This is a genomic window from Demequina sp. (genome assembly GCF_047975725.1).
Lineage (GTDB): Bacteria > Actinomycetota > Actinomycetes > Actinomycetales > Demequinaceae > Demequina.
In genome coordinates this window covers 34,050-47,656 of sequence record NZ_JBKEED010000030.1, presented here as the reverse complement: position 1 = coordinate 47,656, position 13,607 = coordinate 34,050, and the positions used below count along the sequence as shown (strand labels likewise).

The following is a 13,607-nucleotide window of genomic DNA, read 5'->3' as shown; positions in this document are numbered from 1 at the left end:
TCGGCACACGAGCGCAAACGCGTAAGGCCAGCGTGTGCCGCCCCCCCCTCCCGGGGTTCGCGTAGGTGACGCCCACTTTGGCCGATCCGGTGCGCGCTGCGCGTCGATGGCGGCTAACCACTGGCCTGCGGTGCGGTCAGGCTCACGCGGCCGATGCGCTGGATCGACAGTGCACGGATGCTCGCCCCCTCGGGGACGGGCCTCACTCTGGGGTCGACCCACACCCCCGTGGCATCGCTCCACGGCAGCACCTCGAGGGTCAGGTCGCGGCCGTCCGTCACGTCGATGTCCCACGCGCGCCCATGCCAGGAGTGGTCGCTGATCACCTGGTCGTCGCGCACGGCACGCGCCACGTCGCCGGTCCACTCGACGCCCAGCACCGCGCGATCCGCACCGACGACTGCTGCGGCGGTCACCTGGACGCTCACGCGCGCCGCGCCCGAGTAGTCCGTCGGAGCGCTCAGGCGGTGCAGCGGCCCGCCTCGCGTGGGCGCCGGGGCGGTGGCCACCAGGGCGCCGGGCGCCTCGAGCGCGACCGGCCCGGCCGTTGAGGTGACGGTCCAGCGAGCCCAGGAGAGCGCATCGGCCGTCAGGGCCTGGGGGGGGAGAGCGTCCCGCCCTCGGCGGCGAGCGCGCCGGGGGAGGGCAGGACCGCGAGCGACGCGACGGGCGCGGCGGGATGGACCACGAGTGCGCCGTCGGAGGCGGTGATGGGCTGGTCGGCGAGGATCAGGCGCTCGCGGCCCCACACGTCGAGCACGTACGCGTGGTTGGCGGCGCAGCAGGTGGTGGTGCAGCCGCACCTGGCCGTGCTCGCCCAGCGGCGGGTGAAAGTCGTGGGCGAGGGTGTCGGACCAGTGTTCGCGCGGCAACCGCGAGTAGTGGATCTCGCCCGTGATGGGGAACGTGGGGGCGCCGCCGCGCTCGAGCGAGCGGCTGGTGATCTCAATGCGATCGGGGGGGTGCCGGCCGGCTCGCCCATGGGTAGCTGGCCACGCCTAGGGGAAGGAGCGGGCGCGGGAGTGATCGAGATCGGGGCCGGCGTCGTCGCCGGCGGTGCATCCGGGGCCATGGTCCCCAGCCTAGGGAGCGGAAAGCGCCTCCGAGGCGGAACGGTCGGACACCGAGGCACGCAGCACGAGCCCCGCGGCCAACAGCGCGGTCGCGACGGGCGTCACCACGGACGGAATCAGCACCATCGAGACCGTCATCATGAGGTCTGTGGGCCACATGAGTCCCGTCGAGGCCCACACGCGAGTGGTGACTTCGGTTCCGAGCAGCGAGATGACGGCGACCACAGCGAAGATGGGGATGGCCACCTTGACCATGCGCGCACCGACGGCGCTGCGGTCACCCTGTCCCAGGCTCAGCGTGTGCCCGCGCCGCAGCCCCCACCACGCCACCGCCAGCGCAGCGGCGACGGGGAGTCCCACGTCCAAGCCCAGGTCGTAGCACCACACCACCAGGGCTCTGCCCGCGTCGTATTGGTCCGCGAGCTCCCACGAGCGCCACAGCAACTCACGCAGTGCCCACAGGACAATCACGCTGCCCACGATCACGCCTGCGATGGTCAGCAAGCGACTGGCCGGCACCGGACGGCGCGGCTCTACCTGCGCATCGTCCTCTTCCTCGTATGACATTCGCCCCCCTTTGGCGGTCGTGACGAGTTGGAGACTCCCTTGACCATACCGCTAGCAGGGGCAACGCAAAAGGCCCCCGGTTTCCCGAGGGCCTTCACTGGTGGCTCCGACCGGCGTCGATCCGGTGACCTTTCGATTTTCAGTCGAACGCTCTACCAACTGAGCTACAGAGCCTTGCGCTGGGGCGAACCCCTGCTTGCGCGAAAGCCCCTCCACAAGAAGGGGCTGAATCGCACCGCGACCCTGACGGGACTTGAACCCGCGACCTCCGCCGTGACAGGGCGGCGCGCTAACCAACTGCGCTACAGGGCCTTGCTGGACCACCTCGTGAGAAGTGGGCCGAAGAAAATCATAGACCATCCCGAGGGGTGCTCCGTACCCCCAACGGGATTCGAACCCGTGCTACCGCCGTGAAAGGGCGGCGTCCTAGGCCGCTAGACGATGAGGGCGCCGTCCGACGCCCGAAACTTCCGGCCGCCGAGGACCTGACTATGGTACGGGTCAGGGGGCCAGTTCTCCAACTCGGCCCCACATCAGGGCCGATGCTCTTGCTGGGTGGGCGACAATGGCGCCATGGTGCAGATGACCCGCGAGGAGTTCGAGGCCGCTGTTGACGACGCGATCGACGCTATTCCGGAGGATCTGCTGAACCTTGTCGACAACGTCGTGATTCTCGTGGAGGAGGACGCTCCCGAGGGCGATCCCGACCTGTTGGGCCTGTACGACGGGGTGGCGCTGACCGAGCGAGGCGCGGACTGGGGCATGGGTGACCTGCCCGACCGGATCTTCATCTACATGAACCCCACGCTGCGGGTGTGCGACGACGCAGACCACGTGCGCGAGGAGGTCGCGATCACGGTGGTGCACGAGATCGCCCACCACTTTGGGATTGACGACGAGCGTCTGCACGAGCTCGGCTGGGGCTAGGGGCACGGGATCCCCGTTGCCGCGACACGGGCCTCCAACGGTCCACGCGGGTGCCCAGCAAGTACCGTGTGGCCCATGAGACAGAACTTCCCCTCGGGTGGCCCCTTCGAAGACCTCTACGGCTACTCGCGCGCGGTGCGGGTGGGCAACCACATCTCCGTGTCCGGCACGTGTGCCCGCGACGACGCGGTCGTGGCCGATGCCTACGCCCAGGCGCTCGACGCGCTGCACACGATCGTGCGCACGCTCGAGGAGGCAGGCGCGAGCGTGGGCGACGTGGTGCGCACCGTCACCTACGTGACGGACATCAGGGACCTCGAGAAGATCGCGGCCGCGCACAGCGAGGTGTTCGACGCCGTGCGCCCGGCCGCGACCATCGTCGAGGTGTCACGCCTGGCCGACCCCAAGTACCTGGTCGAGATCCAGGCCGATGCGGTAGTCGCCCAGGCGTAACCGCCGCCCAGGTTTACGCCTCGTCGGGCGCGGCCTCCCAGGCGCTTGAAGCCATCTCCTCGATGGAGTGCGCCATCTTCCACTCGATGTCGTCCGCTGCGAGCTCGCCGGTGGCGACAATGCGCGCCGGGTCGCCGGGGCGGCGTTCGCGCACCTCGGGCTCAAGGTCGGAGCGTGCTGCGGCCAGCAGCGAGCCCACGATCTGACGCACCGACGTGCCGTCACCCGACCCCAGGTTGTACACGGGGGCTAGCGGCTTGCCAAAGTCGAGCATGCGGGCAGCGGCCACGTGCGAGTGGGCCAGGTCCTGGACGTGCACGTAGTCGCGCACGCACGTGCCGTCCTCGGTGTCGTAGTCGTCGCCAAAGATCAGCGGCGCCTGCCCGGCCTTGATGGCACGGATCACCTTGGGGAACAGGTTGTGGGGGCTCGCGTCGTAGACGTCGGGCGTGCCCGAGCCGACCACGTTGAAGTAGCGCAGCGACGTCGCACGCAGCGGCGCATCGGTACCGGCCGTCGCCCGCACCTGGTCGCGAATCAGCCACTCGCCAATCAGCTTGGACTCGCCGTAAGGCGACTCGGGCGTGGTGCCGGTCTCCTCGGTGACCACCGACTCGGCGGGCGTGCCGTAGACCCCTGCGGAGGAGGAGAAGACGAGCCTGGTGACACCCGCATCGGCCATCGCCTCGAGCAGGCATGCGGTGCCCTCGACGTTCTGGCGGTACGTGTGGATGGGGAACTTCACGGACTCGCCGGCGTACTTGTAGCCGGCGCAGTGAATCACGCCCTTGACACCGTGCTCGGTGAGCGCCGCGCGCACCTTGTCCGTCTCGAGGATGCTCGCCTGCACAAACGGCACGCCCTCGGGGATGAACTTCTCGTAGCCGCTCGACAGGTCGTCGAGCACGACGGCGTCGATGCCGCCATCAATGAGCGCGCGCACCACGTGCGAGCCGATGTAGCCGGCGCCGCCGGTCACCATCCAGGTCATGTCAGTTCTCCTTGTGTGCGGTTAGCTGTCGCGCCGCGCGCCCTGCGAGGGCACCACGGTGAAGATCGAGGGCTCGCGCAGGCCAGCGGCGCTGAGGGCGTCACGGACGGCCGATGCGATGGATTCGGCCCGCTCGGCCGGCACCAGGGCGATCGACGAGCCGCCGAACCCGCCGCCGGTCATGCGGGCGCCGATGGCTCCGTGGGCCACGGCGGTGTCGCATGCGAGGTCGATCTCGGGCACGGTGATCTCGAAGTCGTCGCGCATCGAGACCTGCGACGCATTGAGCAGGTCTCCGATCGCGCGCGGACCGTCGGCGTCGAGGGTCGCCACGGTGTCGAGCACGCGCTGGTTTTCGGTGACCACGTGGCGCACGCGGCGGTAGGTGACGTCGTCCAGGCGGGCCTGAGCGTCGGCAAGGCCATCGGCGGTGACCTCGCGCAGCGTGGCGACGCCGAGCTCCTGAGCACCCTTGGCGCACGAGGCGAAGCGCTCGCCGTAGCCGCCCGTGGCGTGCTCGTGCTCGACGTTGGAGTTCATGACGAGGATCTGCAGGTTCTCCTGCGCGAGGTGCAGCGCGACCGGGTGCGCCTGCTCCGTGTCGCAGTCGAGGAACACCACGTGGTCGGCCTCGCCCAGCATGCTCGCGGCCTGATCCAACAGGCCCGTGGGCGCGCCCACAGCCTTGTTCTCCGCGACGCGGCCAATACGTGCGAGGGCGAGCTTGTCGAGGCCAAGTCCCCACAGTTCGTTGAAGGCCACACCCACCGCGCACTCGAGGGCGGCCGAGGAACTGAGCCCCGCGCCCACCGGAACGTCCGAGTCGATGAGGATGTCCAAGCCGGCGGCGGCGCTCAAGTCAGCACCCGCATCGGCCGCTGCCCAGGCGACGCCCAACACGTAGGCGCTCCAGCCGGACATGCCGTCGAGCGAGAGGTCGTCGAGGCTCGCGGTGACTTCGGCGTCGGCGAAGGTCGAGCGCAGGCGGATGGTGCGATCCTCGCGCACACCCACCGCGGCCCAGGTGCGCCGGTCGATCGCAAAGGGCAGCACGTAGCCGTTGTTGTAGTCGGTGTGCTCGCCAATGAGGTTGACGCGGCCGGGAGCCGACCACACGCCCGTGGGGGCGTAGCCATACGCGGCCTCGAAGGCCTGGGAGAGGGTGGTCATCGGTTGCTCCAGTGGTGGTCGGCGCGGGCGAGTGCCTCGCGAAGGTTCTGTGCCGAGGTCTCAGGGACCAAGTCTCCTACCCAGGCTCCCATAGCCGCCTCGGAACCGGCGAGGAACTTCATCTTGTCAGCACCACGGCGGGGGCTCGTGACCTGGAGCATCAGGCGAATGCCCTCGGGGTCGGTGAGCGGTGCCTGGTGCCACGCGGAGATGTACGGGGTCGGAGTGTCATACAGGTGGTCGAGCGCCCGCAGCAGGCGGGGGTGCAGTTGTGCGAGTTCGTCGCGTTCGGCGAGGCTCGTGTGAGCGAGGTCGGGGATGTCCCGGTGGGGCAGCAGGTGCACCTCGATGGGCCAGCGGGCGGCGAACGGCACGTACGCGGTCCAGTGTTCACCGGCGATGACCACGCGGCTGCTCGAGCGCTCGCGGTCAAGGATGTCCGCCATGAGGCTCGGCCCGTACTGCGCGATGGAGGCCTGCAGGCGCTGCGTGCGCGGCGTCACGTAGGGGTAGGCGTAGATCTGGCCATGGGGGTGGTGCAGCGTGACGCCAATCGCCTCGCCACGGTTCTCGAACGGGAACACCTGCTGGATGCCGGGGATCTGGCTGAGCTCGTGCGTGCGCTGCGCCCACGCTTCGATCACTGTGCGGGCGCGGTTGTCACCCAGCGTCGAGTACGAGCCCTCGTGCTCGGGGGAGAAGCACACCACCTCGCAGCGGCCCACCGAGACGGTGGCGCGCTCAATGCCGATGCCCGTGGCGGCACGGTCGCCCGGCTCACCCACGGCGGGGCCAAAGGACGGCGAACGGTTCTCGAAGACCGCGACGTCGTAGGCGTCGGGGATCTCGCTGGGGTTATCGGGGCTCTGGGGGGCCAGCGGGTCCAGGTGTGCGGGCGGAAGCATGACCCTGTTCTGGCGTGACTTGGCGATGGTGATCCACTCGCCCGTGAGGGGGTCCTGGCGCAACTGTGCGGTCTCGGGCCGCGGGTCGAGGGTGCGCGCGTCTTCCTTGCGCTCGGGCGGCAGTGTGGTGCCGCGATCGTCGAAGTAGAGCAGGTCGCGGCCGTCGGCGAGGGTGTCGCGGATGATCCGGATGGTGGGGTCGGACGCGATCGGGGTGAGCGAGTCGGTGCGCCCGTGCGTCGGGTTGCCTGCCGTGGGCGTGGTGCCTGCTTCGACCGCCATGCGGCCTCCTTGCCTAGGAATCCTGTGCGTTCTGTGGTGGGTCGACGGGGCAGTTGAGGGGCGTTGTTCTCCCGACTGTGACCGGTCACAGTCAGTTTACCGATGGCGTCCCCTGTCGCGAAAGTCAAAGGTCCCGTGGCGTGTGCTGCGCTGGTGGCGGCAGTGGCGTGGGCAGTGGCCGCTACCCTGGCCTGCGAAGGAGGTGCCCGTGGCACGCACACACCGCGGACCCAGCATGCACGACGTCGCCGCGCGCGCCGGAGTCTCTCACCAGACCGTCAGTCGCGTCCTCAACGACTTCGAGGGCATTCGTCCGGCCACGCGCGAGCGCGTGCTCGAGGCCATCGACGAGCTCGGCTACCGCCGCAATCTCGCGGCGCGGGCGCTCGTCACTGGCCGCACCCAAACCATCGGCATGATCGGGCCTGGCAACCCGGACATCGGCCCGTTGTCGACCCTCCATGCCGTCGAACGGGCGGCCCGGGGCGCCGGGCTGCACACCATGATGACCAGCGCCGGCGCTGACTCCGACAGCGTGCGCGAGGCGCTCGACTTCCTCGTGGGTCGCGGCGTCGACGCGATCGCCCTGGTCGCCCAACAGGTCAGCGTGCGCGAGGCGCTCGACGGCTACGACCCGGGCGTCCCCGTGGTTCACCTGCTCACCGGAGGCGAGCCCGAAGGGCAGGCCGCGTCGATCGACCAACGCGCAGGCGTGCGGCTCGCGATCGAGCACCTGGTCGCACACGGGCACAGCCGTATTCAGCACGTCGCCGGACCCCAGACCTACGCCGAGGCCCAACTGCGCCGAGACGAGTTTGCCGCCGAGCTCGACCGTCGCGGCCTTCCCGCGCTAGAGATCCTCGAGGGCGACTGGAGCACGGACTCCGGCTTTGCCGCCGGACTCGCGCTCGACCGCACCGCGACCGCCGTCCTGTGCGGCAACGACGAGATGGCCGTAGGGCTCATCCACGCCCTCACGAGCGCAGGCCGCTCCGTCCCCGACGACGTCTCGGTGGTGGGCTACGACAACATCGCCGCCGCACGTCACAGCCTGCCGCCGCTGACCTCCGTCAGCCAGGACTTCGAGGCCGTGGGCAAGCGGGCCGTGGAGCTCATCGTCGCCGCGATCGCGGGCGTCACGCCCTCCCACTCCGAGCTGATCGCTCCCACTTTGGTGGAACGGTCGTCTGTCGCCGCGCCCCACGCGTAGGCGGTGCCGGCGAGCGGCGCTGTCGTTACTGCAGAGCGATACCCGTCGCTCGCTCGAGCCGGGAGATCAACTCAGCACGGGCATCGGCCTCACGGGCGATGGGGTTGGGGGAGAGCGGTGCGCGGCGCTTGAGGTAGCGCCCGGTGTCCTGGGCCGTGGGCTCGTCCGAAACGGCGAGCCACACCTGGGTGTCGGCGCCCTGGTCGACCTCGTCCCAGGCGTCCGGGCCGCCCAACTCAGTGCGAATCCAGCCGGGATCCACCACGTTGACCGCCGACTCGGGGTGCAGGCCCGCCAGGTGGAACGCGAGCATCGAGTCGTGCAATTTTGAGTCCGCATAAGCCTGACGGCCATCCCACGCGCGCGTGGCCCAGTCGAGATCCTCGGGGGTCCAGGTGCCGTCCGCTTCGAGTCCGCTCGTGAGGAAAACCATCCGTGGCGCCACGGGCAGCAGCGCGGTCAACACGTACGCAGAAGCGACATTGACCTGGAAGATGCGCTCGAGCCCGTCTTCGGTGAGCTCACGCTGAGTGGTCGCGCCCATCCCTGCGTTGTGAATGATCGCGTCGTAAGGGCCGTGCTCGCTTGCGGCCGATGCGAGGGCCCGGGTCTGCGTCAGGCTCGCCAAGTCTGCGGTGAGGACGGCGACCGCGCCGGGATTGGCGGCCGTGGCTGCCTGGGCGCGGTGTGCGTCGCGCGCGTGGAGGACCACCTCGTGGTCCGCGGCGATGAGCTGGCGCGCGCACTCAGCGCCAATGCCCTGCGACGAGCCGGTGATGAAGATGCGAGACACGGGTCCTCCTGGCGGTGCTGACGGGTATCAGCGTAGACATCTCGGGGCGTGGAGGGGACATAAGTCGAGGCCGCACTTCACCGGAACGGCACACATCGCCCGGAGAAGTACGGCCTCAACGACTCATAGCCTACGCGCCAGTACGCTAAATACACCGGACGCTCGTCCCAAAGGCGTGTGAACGTCAGGTCAAGACCATCCCCGGAGCCGTCAGGAGACACGCATGGGCATTGCCGACGAACTGATCGAGAACAACCGCGAGTACGCCGAGTCGTACACCCCCGACCGTCCGCTGCCGCCTCGCCGCAAACTCGCCGTCGTGGCCTGCATGGACTCGCGCCTCGATACCTTCGCCATGCTCGGCCTTGAGGTGGGTGACGCGCACATCATGCGAAACGCGGGTGGAGTCATCACCGACGACATGATCCGTTCGCTCGTCATTTCGCAGCGCAAGCTCGGCACCCGCGAGATCATTCTGATTCACCACACCGACTGTGGCGCCCTCACGTTTACCGATGACGAACTGCGCAATCAGTTGCTCGACGAGACTGGCCTCAAGCCCACGTGGTCACCCGAGTCGTTCAAGGACCTCGACGCTGACCTGCGCCAGTCGATGGAGCGCCTGCGCCGCAACCCGTTCTTGGTGGACTCGTCGCAGGTGCGCGGCTTTGTGTTCGACGTGGCGACGGGCAACCTGCGCGAGGTCGTCTAGTTCAGGGGTGCATGTCCCCCTGCCCTCCCGGTTGATACCCGTCTCGACAGGATCCGCGCCTTGGGTGCGTGCTTGATACCGGTCTGCGTCGTGGCGCGCAGTTCTGGGGCCTGCGGCGCCGCGCGGTGCGTCTCAGCGCACATGTGACGCTCCCGGGTATTAGGCGCGCTGTCGCAGCGCAGATCCTGCTCTGACGGGTATCAACGGGTGGCGCGTGCGGGTGGCGCGTCCCGGGTGGCGCGTGCGGGGGCGAGGCGCGTCCACGGGAGGGGCGACACGCGCGGCACCAGACGTTGACTCGTGCCCCGCTGCCTTGCATACTGCGTATGTACATACTCGGTATTCACCTATCGGACGGGAACTCCCATGAGCGTGAAGCAGGCACTATTGGCACTCTTGGCCAACGGCGACCGCTACGGCTACGAGCTGCGCAGCGAGTTCGAAGACGCCACCGGAGGCGTGTGGCCCCTCAACATCGGCCAGGTTTACACCACGCTCGATCGGCTCGAGCGCGACGGGCTCGTCGCCCGCTCGGAGGCCGACGACGCACGCCAAGTGCACTACTCCCTCACCGACTCCGGCCGGGCCGAGGCCGCCACGTGGTGGACCACCCCCGTCGAGCCTGGCGCCCCCAGCCGCGAGGACGCCGCCCTCAAGATCGCGCTCGCCGTGAGCATGCCGGGCATCGACGCCGAGCAGGTGATCCAGGTGCAGCGCTCAGCCATCCTGTCACGCATGCAAGACCTCACCCGCGCCCGCCACGCCAGCGGCGACCGCGACAGCGCGTGGGCCCTCGTGGCCGACGCGATGATCTTCCGAGCCGAGGCCGAGATCCGCTGGCTCGACCACACCGCGGCGCGCCTTAAGCAGGGCACCTGGCAGCAGACGCCCCGCACGGCCGATGCGCCCGCGGCTTCCACGACCCACCTCACCAAGGAGGAGGCCAAGTGAGCACCGCCACCACTGAGGCGCATGGCGCCCGCCCCGAGATCGTGCTGAGCCTTCGAGGCGTGTCCAAGGCCTACGGCGAGGGCGACTCCACGGTTCACGCGCTCAGGGGCGCCACTCTCGAGGTCGCTGCAGGAGAAATGGTGGCCGTCATGGGCACCTCGGGTTCGGGCAAGTCGACGCTGCTGTCCGTCGCGGGCGCCATGGTCGATCCCGACAGCGGAGAGGTGTCGGTCGCGGGCGAGAGCCTTGTCGGGATGAGCGCGAGTGCGCGTGCGCGGGTGCGGCGCGAGCGCATCGGCTTTGTGTTCCAGGACTTCAACCTGATCCCCGCCCTGACGGTGCTCGAGAACGTGACGCTGCCGCTCGACCTCGATGGCCAGTCGCGTGCGACCGCGCGGTCGGAGGCACGGCGGGCGCTTGCAGCTGTGGGGCTGCGCGAGCGCGCCAAGAATTTCCCCGATGAACTGTCTGGTGGACAGCGCCAACGCGTCGCGATTGCACGCGCGATGGTGGGCAGGCGCCGCCTGGTCCTGGCCGACGAACCCACGGGTGCGCTCGACTCGGTGACGGGCGACCGGATCCTCAAGATCCTGCGGACCCTCGCGGAGGAGGGCGCGGCCGTGGTCCTCGTCACGCACGATGCACGCCACGCGGCCTGGGCCGACCGGATTGTGCAACTCGCGGATGGCGCTGTGCTCACCGAGACCCGCGCCTCCACTCCCGACGCACTGCTCGTGGGCGACGCGCGATGACAGGTGCGCGCGCATCGGCCAGGCGGGCCGCCACGAGTGCGCGCCTCGCGTGGTGCGAACTGCGCCGCGACCCGCGCCAGGGGTTGCTCGTGGCGCTGCTGGTAGCGCTGCCGGCGACCGTGCTGACGACCGTGAGCGTCGTGAGCCAGAGCCAACAGCCCACGCCAGAGCAGTTCATGACCTCGCAACTGGGTGCGAACGAGGCGTGGGTGCAGATCGTCGGTGCCGAGGGCGCGCCGGTCTGGATGGATCCAGGCAACCCGGCGATGTACTCGGTCGGCGATCCACCCAACGGCGACTCCCTCGAGGCGGATGCCCGCGAGGTCGCCGACCTCTTCCCCGACGGCACCCGGATTCTGTCGCTCGAGCCCGGGAACTTCTACGTCGCGTCGAGCGACGGCGAACTCGCGGGTACCTTCCCGGCGACCGTCGGTCCCGCGTGGGATCCCGCCTTTGCGGGGATGGCCGATGTGGTGGCTGGCTCCGCGCCCACCGACGAGCAGGTGATGGTCTCCAGCGCGCTCGCTAAGCGGTGGGGGCTGGAGGTGGGCGACTCTGTCACGGTGGGGCGTGACGGAGTGGCCAGGGAGATCTCGGGGGTGATCGACACGCCGCTCTCCGGCGACGACGGCCAGATCTTTGGGAGCGAGGCCGCGCTGGCGCCGGGCCTCGATAGCGCGGGCGGGGCGCAACCCTTCCCCAGCTACCTGCCCGACCTCGAACTCGACTGGGACGCGGTCCAGGCCCTCAACGCCAACGGTGTTCTGGTGTACTCGCGGGCCGTGACTGAGGACCCGCCCGCAGAGTACCTTGCGACGGCGGAAGCGTCGGGGGAGTCGCTCGACTCATCCATCCTCATCGGCATGGGGCTTGGGTTGGTCGAGGTGCTGCTCCTCGCGGGGGCTGCCTTCACGGTGTCGATGCGCCGTCGCCAGGAGCGGCTCGCACTGTTGGCCGCGACGGGTGCGGGGCGCGCCACGCTCGTGGGCGTCGGGGTGTGGAACGGTGCGATCCTGGGCCTCGCGGGCGGGCTGATGGGCATCCCGGTGGGGCTCGGCGTCGCGGCGCTATGGCTGTGGATTCTCGAGACGTGGGGCGACGTCTACTCCCCGGTGTGGGGCTTCCACATCGCGTGGCTACAGCTCGTCGCCATCGCGGCCTTCACCACAGCGGCGGGTGCCCTCGCGGCGCTCGTGCCAGCCATCGCATCGGCTCGGCGAGACGTGCTCGCTTCGCTGCGTGGTTCGCGCAAGCCGGGCAAGGCACGGCGTTGGCCGGCGGTGCTGGGCGGGGTGCTCGTGGTCGGCGCCGGCGTCGCACTGGGCGTCGCGCTCCGCCTGCGCGACGCGGCATGGGACGCGCCCTTCAACGAGTCCAACAGCGTCGACACCGCGGCCGCGCAGGCGACCCTTGCGGCAGCCCTCCTCCTCATCGCTGGCGCCCTCGCGCTCACGCCGGCGGCGCTGCGGCTCACCGCGCGGGTGCTGGGCCGAGTCAGTCTGAGCGCTCGCCTGGCGTCGCGCGACGCCGCGCGCCACTTGGGCAGGACGGTACCCGTGGTCGCGGCGATCGCCATCACGGTGGCCGCGGCCGGCAATATTGCGTTGGCCGAAATGCGCAACGCACAGTATTACGACGTGACGGCGGGTGACGCACTTCAGGCGCAACCCGGCGACGCTTACGTATCGCTGTCTACCTGGGACGACACCGGCCAGGTCTTTGTCGACGCTGGTCCTCTCACCGACGTCACGCAGGCGGAGTTTCCGGGGACGTCGGCTCTCGCGATCGACGTCGTGCAAACGGACTGGGACAGCACGGCGGAGGTCGCTGTCGCGTTCGCGCGCTTGCCCGAGGAGAGCACGTGTCCGGCGTGGGACCCCGAGGCGCAGTGGTTCGACTACACCAGGATGACCAAGCGGGACTTCTACGGCGACGTGCGGTGCGCGAACGGGTCGAGCGGGGAGGTGTACGGCCTGGCCGTGGGGGGTGTGGAGCAGTTCGAGTACATCGCTGGCCGACCGCCGACCACGGAGGAGGCCGCGGCACTCTCATCCGGTGGTGCCGTGGTGTTCGACCCGCTGATTGCTGGCCCGGACGCGGTAGGCGGGGACACCGGCACCATGCGCGTCGAGGTCTGGGAAATGGGGGGCGATGCGCCCACAGGCGAGACGGCTCCAGTGGCCGAGACTGACGTCCCCGTGATCGTCGCCACTCCCGAGGCGTGGGTGCGCCAGTATCCGGCGCTCCTGTCGCCTGAGGCCGCGGCCTCGGTGGGTGCGTCGGTCGTGCCGGGGACGCTGTACCTGCACCGCGACGCGGGCTTCACGCCACTTGAGCAGGACGAGCTTGAGGCGGCGCTCATGCGCGAGGGCGAACACCATGTCTACGTCGAGCGCCCCATCGACTTCGGTGAGGGCATCATCGCGTGGGGCTCGCTCATTGCGACGCTGCTGGTCGCCGGCGCTGCCGCCGGGCTGTCCCTTGGACTTGCGAGGGCCGATGCTCGGCGCGACGACCTGACCCTTGCCTCGCTGGGGGCGTCGCCGGGGCTGGCCCGGTCGGTCGCGGCGTGGCAGGGCGGGATTCTGGTGGCCCTCGCCGTCTGGATGGGTATGGCGGGCGCGGTCATGATCGACGTCGTGGGTGCACTTGAGCGGTCGGTGTCGTCCGAGTTTGCGTGGGGTGTGCTGGTCATCGGCGTGGTGGCGCCGCCGCTCGTCGTGGCGGGGCTCGCGTGGGTGATGACCAAGGTGCCCAAGGCGGTGCACTACCGACTGGCGGCGTAGCGCGCGGGCCGGCCCGCGCATCGGCCGTGTGGTGG

The 13,607-nt window shown here is 69.7% G+C and carries 14 protein-coding genes and 3 tRNA genes; 7 read left to right on the top strand and 10 right to left on the bottom strand.

The genetic code is table 11. The features are described from left to right. Positions 1-113: 113 nt before the first annotated feature. The 6 genes from ACK5NO_RS10680 to ACK5NO_RS10655 all read right to left on the bottom strand — a co-directional run bounded on the left by ACK5NO_RS10680 (position 114) and on the right by ACK5NO_RS10655 (position 2,089). On the bottom strand, positions 114-509 hold the full coding sequence (locus ACK5NO_RS10680) for a hypothetical protein (protein ID WP_416812659.1): 396 nt from the start codon (positions 507-509) through the stop codon (positions 114-116). A gap of 80 nt (positions 510-589) precedes the next feature. Beyond that, entirely contained in the window at positions 590-760 is a 171-nt protein-coding gene (locus ACK5NO_RS10675) for a hypothetical protein (protein WP_416812658.1), read from the bottom strand. A gap of 322 nt (positions 761-1,082) precedes the next feature. Then, positions 1,083-1,640, bottom strand: coding sequence for a hypothetical protein (locus ACK5NO_RS10670; RefSeq protein WP_416812657.1), 558 nt, complete (start codon positions 1,638-1,640; stop codon positions 1,083-1,085). A gap of 98 nt (positions 1,641-1,738) precedes the next feature. Further along, positions 1,739-1,814 (bottom strand) — tRNA-Phe (locus ACK5NO_RS10665). A gap of 64 nt (positions 1,815-1,878) precedes the next feature. Continuing rightward, positions 1,879-1,952, bottom strand: a tRNA-Asp gene (locus ACK5NO_RS10660). 64 nt (positions 1,953-2,016) lie between these two features. After that, positions 2,017-2,089: transfer RNA gene (locus ACK5NO_RS10655), tRNA-Glu, on the bottom strand. Between the two features lie 124 nt (positions 2,090-2,213). On the opposite strand from ACK5NO_RS10655, the gene ACK5NO_RS10650 reads away from it, so the two are divergent. Both ACK5NO_RS10650 and ACK5NO_RS10645 read left to right on the top strand, forming a co-directional pair. Then, a complete protein-coding gene (locus ACK5NO_RS10650; RefSeq protein WP_416812656.1) occupies positions 2,214-2,567 on the top strand; it encodes a metallopeptidase family protein in 354 nt (117 codons plus the stop codon). Positions 2,568-2,642: 75 nt separating this feature from the next. Then, a complete protein-coding gene (locus ACK5NO_RS10645) occupies positions 2,643-3,020 on the top strand; it encodes a RidA family protein (protein WP_416812655.1) in 378 nt (125 codons plus the stop codon). Positions 3,021-3,033: 13 nt separating this feature from the next. On the opposite strand, the gene galE is transcribed toward ACK5NO_RS10645, so the two are convergent. From galE to galT, 3 genes are read right to left on the bottom strand one after another with little or no spacing between them, the layout of a single operon-like run. Next, positions 3,034-4,011 (bottom strand): UDP-glucose 4-epimerase GalE, encoded by a 978-nt coding sequence (gene galE / locus ACK5NO_RS10640; RefSeq protein WP_416812654.1) that lies wholly within the window; start codon positions 4,009-4,011, stop codon positions 3,034-3,036. A 21-nt stretch (positions 4,012-4,032) separates the two neighbouring features. Next, positions 4,033-5,181: a galactokinase gene (galK, locus tag ACK5NO_RS10635; protein ID WP_416812653.1), complete on the bottom strand. Its 1,149-nt coding sequence runs from the start codon at positions 5,179-5,181 to the stop codon at positions 4,033-4,035. After that, positions 5,178-6,368, bottom strand: a complete 1,191-nt coding sequence (galT, locus tag ACK5NO_RS10630; protein WP_416812652.1) for a galactose-1-phosphate uridylyltransferase — start codon at positions 6,366-6,368, stop codon at positions 5,178-5,180. Before galT ends, galK begins: the two co-directional genes overlap by 4 nt. A gap of 208 nt (positions 6,369-6,576) precedes the next feature. On the opposite strand from galT, the gene ACK5NO_RS10625 reads away from it, so the two are divergent. Continuing rightward, positions 6,577-7,578, top strand: coding sequence for a LacI family DNA-binding transcriptional regulator (locus ACK5NO_RS10625; RefSeq protein ID WP_416812651.1), 1,002 nt, complete (start codon positions 6,577-6,579; stop codon positions 7,576-7,578). A 25-nt stretch (positions 7,579-7,603) separates the two neighbouring features. Here the strand turns inward: ACK5NO_RS10625 and ACK5NO_RS10620 are convergent, their stop codons facing one another. Next, positions 7,604-8,371: an SDR family NAD(P)-dependent oxidoreductase gene (locus tag ACK5NO_RS10620; protein WP_416812650.1), complete on the bottom strand. Its 768-nt coding sequence runs from the start codon at positions 8,369-8,371 to the stop codon at positions 7,604-7,606. A 223-nt stretch (positions 8,372-8,594) separates the two neighbouring features. Here ACK5NO_RS10620 and ACK5NO_RS10615 point away from each other — a divergent pair, with 223 nt between their 5' ends. The 4 genes from ACK5NO_RS10615 (at position 8,595) to ACK5NO_RS10600 (ending at position 13,572) form a co-directional block, all read left to right on the top strand. Further along, on the top strand, positions 8,595-9,083 hold the full coding sequence (locus ACK5NO_RS10615; protein WP_416812649.1) for a beta-class carbonic anhydrase: 489 nt from the start codon (positions 8,595-8,597) through the stop codon (positions 9,081-9,083). A 366-nt stretch (positions 9,084-9,449) separates the two neighbouring features. Beyond that, complete coding sequence (locus ACK5NO_RS10610; RefSeq protein ID WP_416812648.1) at positions 9,450-10,034, top strand: PadR family transcriptional regulator; 585 nt, start codon at positions 9,450-9,452, stop codon at positions 10,032-10,034. Then, complete coding sequence (locus ACK5NO_RS10605) at positions 10,031-10,786, top strand: ABC transporter ATP-binding protein (RefSeq protein ID WP_416812647.1); 756 nt, start codon at positions 10,031-10,033, stop codon at positions 10,784-10,786. Before ACK5NO_RS10610 ends, ACK5NO_RS10605 begins: the two co-directional genes overlap by 4 nt. Next, positions 10,783-13,572 (top strand): hypothetical protein, encoded by a 2,790-nt coding sequence (locus tag ACK5NO_RS10600; protein WP_416812646.1) that lies wholly within the window; start codon positions 10,783-10,785, stop codon positions 13,570-13,572. The genes ACK5NO_RS10605 and ACK5NO_RS10600 overlap by 4 nt, the downstream gene beginning before the upstream one ends. The last annotated feature ends 35 nt before the right edge of the window (positions 13,573-13,607 follow it).

Coding starts and splice junctions, on each gene's coding strand:
- ACK5NO_RS10670 (WP_416812657.1), bottom strand. CDS start 1,640: ATGTCATACGAGGAAGAGGACGATGCGCAGGTAGAGCCGCGCCGTCCG.
- ACK5NO_RS10650 (WP_416812656.1), top strand. CDS start 2,214: ATGGTGCAGATGACCCGCGAGGAGTTCGAGGCCGCTGTTGACGACGCG.
- ACK5NO_RS10645 (WP_416812655.1), top strand. CDS start 2,643: ATGAGACAGAACTTCCCCTCGGGTGGCCCCTTCGAAGACCTCTACGGC.
- galE (WP_416812654.1), bottom strand. CDS start 4,011: ATGACCTGGATGGTGACCGGCGGCGCCGGCTACATCGGCTCGCACGTG.
- galK (WP_416812653.1), bottom strand. CDS start 5,181: ATGACCACCCTCTCCCAGGCCTTCGAGGCCGCGTATGGCTACGCCCCC.
- galT (WP_416812652.1), bottom strand. CDS start 6,368: ATGGCGGTCGAAGCAGGCACCACGCCCACGGCAGGCAACCCGACGCAC.
- ACK5NO_RS10615 (WP_416812649.1), top strand. CDS start 8,595: ATGGGCATTGCCGACGAACTGATCGAGAACAACCGCGAGTACGCCGAG.
- ACK5NO_RS10610 (WP_416812648.1), top strand. CDS start 9,450: ATGAGCGTGAAGCAGGCACTATTGGCACTCTTGGCCAACGGCGACCGC.
- ACK5NO_RS10600 (WP_416812646.1), top strand. CDS start 10,783: ATGACAGGTGCGCGCGCATCGGCCAGGCGGGCCGCCACGAGTGCGCGC.